The 4,716-nt window shown below is 71.4% G+C and carries 3 protein-coding genes; all 3 read right to left on the bottom strand.

Annotated features, from left to right (window positions below):
• Positions 1–1,776, bottom strand: a 1,776-nt coding sequence (locus G6030_RS06175; RefSeq protein ID WP_182642521.1) for a type I polyketide synthase, incomplete at its 3' end; no start/stop codon positions are given.
• A gap of 93 nt (positions 1,777–1,869) precedes the next feature.
• The gene (gene fadD32, locus G6030_RS06170) at positions 1,870–3,816 is read right to left on the bottom strand and encodes a long-chain-fatty-acid--AMP ligase FadD32 (protein WP_182642520.1); all 1,947 of its coding nucleotides are present in this window, start codon (positions 3,814–3,816) and stop codon (positions 1,870–1,872) included.
• 173 nt (positions 3,817–3,989) lie between these two features.
• On the bottom strand, positions 3,990–4,716 hold a 727-nt coding region (locus tag G6030_RS06165; RefSeq protein WP_182642519.1), incomplete at its 5' end, for a cutinase family protein.

The raw sequence follows: 4,716 nt of genomic DNA, 5'->3' as shown, positions 1-4,716 counted from the left end.
GGTGGCGAGCTCGTCGGCGTTGCGCGCGACGGCGTCGGCCACGCAGCGGGCGACGTCGTCGTCCGTGGCCGTCGCGGTGGTGGTCGCGGCGTCGGTGGTCGCCGGGGTCGGGCCGGTGTCGGCCGGGACGTCGGTGGAGGTGTCGGACGGGGCGTCGACGACGACGTGGGCCGGCTGCGGCCGGTACTCGGCCACCACGACGTGCGCGTTGGTGCCACCGAAGCCGAAACCGGAGATGCCGGCGACCGCCCGGCCGCTGTAGCGCGGCCACGGGGTGGTCTCGGTGACCACGCTGAGCCGGGCGGCGTCGAAGTCGATGTACGGGTTGGGGCCCGCGTAGTTGATCGTGGGCGGCACGGCGTCGTGCTGCATGCCCAGGACAATCTTGGCCAGGCCGGCGGCGCCGGCGGCGGACTCCATGTGCCCGAAGTTGGTCTTGGCCGAACCCAGGAGCGTGGGCCGGTCGGCGTCGCGGCCGCGGCCGAGCACCTGGCCCAGGGCGGTGGCCTCGATGGGGTCACCGAGGATCGTGCCGGTGCCGTGGGCCTCGATGTAGTCGACCTCGCGCGGGTCCACGCCGGCGTCGGCGTAGGCCTGACGCAGGACGGAGACCTGAGCGTCCGGGTTGGGGGCGGTCATGCCGTTGGAGCGGCCGTCCGAGTTCACGGCGGACCCCTTGATGACGGCGAGGATCTCGTCACCGTCCCGTTCCGCCTCGGACAGGCGCTTCAGGATGAACACGCCGCCGCCCTCGGCGCGGCAGATGCCGTTGGCGTCGGAGGAGAACGCCTTGATGCGCCCGTCGGGGCTGAGCGCGGCGCCGGTCTTGGCGAAGCCCATGGTGGCGGCGGGCGCGAGCATCATGTTGACGCCACCGGCCACGACGAGGTCCGACTCGTGCAGGCGCAGGGAGTTGACGGCCTCGTGGATCGCGACCAGCGATGTCGAGCAGGCGGTGTCCAGCGTCATGGACGGGCCACGGAAGTCGAAGGTGTACGAGATCCGGTTGGAGATGATCGAGTTCGACGCGCCGGTGACGGCGTACGGCGAGGCCGCGGCCGAGTCCGACGTGAGCAGGACCTGGTAGTCGCTGGACGACGAGCCCATGAACACGCCGACCTCGCGGCCCTTGAGGTCACTGGCCGGGATGTGGGCGTTCTCCAGGGCCTCCCAGGTGAGTTCGAGCGCGAGCCGCTGCTGCGGGTCGACCATCTCGGCCTCGCGCGGGCTCATGCCGAAGAACTCGGCGTCGAAGTCCTTGACCTCGGAGTCGTCGAGCCAGCCGCCGCGGTCCGGGGCCTCGGCCAGGACCTGCTGGACGTAGGCGTCGCCCGCCCACTCCGACCAGCGGCCGTCGGGGCGCGGGGTCGTGGCGTCGCGGCCGGAGGCCAGCAGTTCCCAGGTCGCCTCGGGGGTGTCGGCGCCGCCGGGGAAGCGGGTCGCGAACCCGATGACGGCCACGTCGAACTCCATGCCGGCGCCGCGCTCACGGAAGGTGTGGAAGTCGGTGGGCTCGTCGACCTCCGCCGGCCCGTTGACCACGTACTCGGCGAGCGAGGCGATGGTGGGGTGCTGGTAGGCGACGGTCGCGTCGAGCGGTCGGCCGATGAGGTCCTCGAGGTCCGCGGACAGGGACACCGCGTCGCGGGACGACAGGCCGTACTCCTCCAGCGAGCGGTCGTCGGTCACCTTGGAGACGTCGAGCCCGGTGGCCCGGCAGACCCAGCCCCGCATCCATTCGCGGAGCTCCACTACCGTCATCTCGCTCTGTGCCATCGTCGTGGCTCGCCTTTCCTGAAGGTGTCGTCCGGTGTGTCCCGTCGCGGCGGGGCACCCGTGGTGCCGTGAACCGGCCCGGCCGGGAGGACGCTACTGCGCCGGCAGGTCCGGGAAGGCGGTCTGCTGGTAGCCCCCGCGCAGTGTGCCGTCCACGTACGCCGCCTTGCAGGCACGGCGCGCGATCTTGCCACTGGAGGTGCGGGGGATGGATCCGGCGGGGACCAGGAGCACGTCCTGGGCGGTCACGCCGTGTCGCGCGGAGATCGCCGATCGGACGGCGTCCGCGACGGGGCCGGGGTCGGCCTTGCCCGCCCCGGGCGCACGCTCGGCGACCACGACGAGCGTCTCCGAGGAGTCATCGACGGCGATGTCCGCGCCGTTACGCGCGTCGATCGGCAGCTGGTTGGCCGGCACGGAGAACGCGGCGACGAAGCCGGGGCGCAGGGCGTCGGACGCGCTCTGTGCGGTGTTCTCCAGGTCCTGCGGGTAGTGGTTGCGGCCGGCGACGATCACGAGATCCTTGACGCGGCCGGTGATGTACAGCTGGCCGTCGACGTACGCACCGTAGTCGCCGGTGCGCAGCCATCTCGCGTCCTCGGGCACGGTCCCGAACTCGCGGACGGTCTTGGACCCCTCCTCGAGCCGCTCGACGAGCCGGTTACCGAAGGTGGCCTCGGACTCCTCGGGGCGGCCCCAGTAGGCACGTCCGACGTTGGTCCCGTGGAGCCAGATCTCGCCGACGCGTCCCTCGGGGAGTTCGCGGCCGGTGCCGTCGTGCTCCCCGGTGGCCTCGTCGATGTTCGCCTCGACGATCGCCGCCCACTGGCTGGGCGCGACGTAACCGCAGGCGACCTGCGGGATGGCGTCCTCGTTGCCCTCCACCTCGGACGGGTCGAGGACGGTGATGACACCGCGGTTGAGGTCGGAACGGTCGACGTGGATGACGATCGCCTCGTCGTCGCGTCGGGGCGAGGAGACGAACAGCGTCGCCTCCGCCATGCCGTAGGACGGCTTGATGACGGTCGGCGCGAGCCCGTAGGGGGCGAACGCCTCGTTGAAGGCCCGCATCGACGCCGGGGTGACGGGCTCCGAGCCGTTGATGATGCTCGTGACACCCGACAGGTCGAGGGTCTCGCCCTCCTTGGGCAGTCCGCGGCGGGCCGCGTGCTCGAACGCGAAGTTGGGGGCGGCGGCGAACACGCCGTCGCAGCCGGACTGGGCACCCAGCTGAGTGACCCAGCGACCCGGCCGCTGGACGAACGCGCGGGGGCTCATCACCGTGATGGTGGCCCCGCCCATCGCGGGCAGGATGACGGTCAGCAGGCCCATGTCGTGGAACAGCGGCAGCCAGGTGACGCCGCGCGAGGAGCGGGTCAGTCCCAGCCCGTCGAAGAGCTGCATGACGTTGGTGACCACGTTGCGGTGCGTGATCTCCACACCGGCGGGCACCCGGGTCGAGCCCGAGGTGTACTGCAGGTAGGCGATGTCGTCGGCGCCGAGGTCCGGTCGCGACCAGCCGGAGCCGAGCTCGTCGGGGATGGCGTCGACGGCGACGGTGCGCGGACGCTCGCGGGCGGGCAACTCCCGGAAGAGCTTCCGGACCCCGGCGGCTGATTCGGTCGAGGTGAGGATGACCGCCGGCGTGCAGTCGCCGAGGACCGCGTGGAGGCGGTCGTGATGACCCGGCTCGTCCGGGTCGAACAGCGGCACGGCGATGAGCCCGGCCTGGATCGCGGCGAAGAACGACACGATGTAGTCCAGGCCCTGCGGAGCGAGGATGGCCACCCGGTCCCCCGGCTTCGCGACCTGCTGCAGGCGGGCCGCGATGGCGTACAGCCGCTCGCCGAACCGCGTCCACGACAGCTCGTGCACCTCGCCGTCGCGGGAGGCCGAGTAGTCGATATAGCGGTAGACCAGCCCGTCATGGGCGGGGTCCTGGCGTGCGGCGGAGACGTTGGCTTCGACGAAGTCGACAAGGGTGGTGCGATCAGGGATGACGATCGCCCCTCCGGCGTCGTGATACTGCTCGAACTCCACGTTGCTCCGTTCCGATCCGTCCTACGTTGGTCGACGTCGTCGACCACGGATATGCCGGGTGCACTGACGACAAGCTTTGTCGATCCTACAGCGTGCCTCAGGGCACATCCGAACTCCGAATCATCAGGTCGCCAGGCGTGTCGCCCCGCGGGCGCCGAGGACGGGCGCGACGGTCACTCGTGGGCGATCTCCGGAGCGGCGTCGACGAGCTCGCTGACGTGGCCGATCGTCCACTCGGGGACGGTGGTCCCGGGGATGACGTCCGGGTTCGTGGCGTACATGGCGTGGATCGCGTTGTTGGCGACGAACTCCTGGAACCGGGCGGCACCGTCGACGACGTTGAGCGGGGCGTTGCAGATCAGATCGCGTGAGTCGCAGATCTGGGCCGTGCGGTCGTTCAGTTCGCCGAACCCGCCCGGGCGCGGCCCGGTCATGGTGGCGCCCGCGATGAGCTGGGTCAGCCCGGTGGCCGGCTGCAGGGAGATCTCCATCCCCTGGCCGTTGCCGGGCGACAGTCCCGGCGACTGCCCCTCGCCGGGCAGGCGGCGTCCGTCGGCGATGAGGACGGACCCGCGCACCAGGTCGGCGGGGACGGGCCCGTTGCCGGTGCCGATCTCGTTGGTCAGGTCCCCGGCGATCACCGCTCCCTGCGAGAAGCCCAGCAGGATGAACGAGGTGTACGGGCAGCGGCCGTGCACGGCGGCGAGCTCGGCACGGGCACGCTCGGTGCCCTCCGCGCGGCTCTGGTCGTAGGTGATCTCGTTGGGCCGCTGCGGGTTCCGGAACTGCGCCACATAGGGGACGGTGAACACCTCGAGGCGCTCGCCCGGGTACTGCTCGCTCAGCGGGTCGGTGATCGTCCGCAGCAGCGCGTTGGGCAGGAAGCCCGGATTGAACGGG

Origin of the sequence: Dietzia sp. E1 (genome assembly GCF_014145015.1) — a bacterium.
Taxonomy (GTDB): domain Bacteria; phylum Actinomycetota; class Actinomycetes; order Mycobacteriales; family Mycobacteriaceae; genus Dietzia; species Dietzia cinnamea_A.
This window is presented reverse-complemented; position numbering and strand designations above follow the sequence as displayed.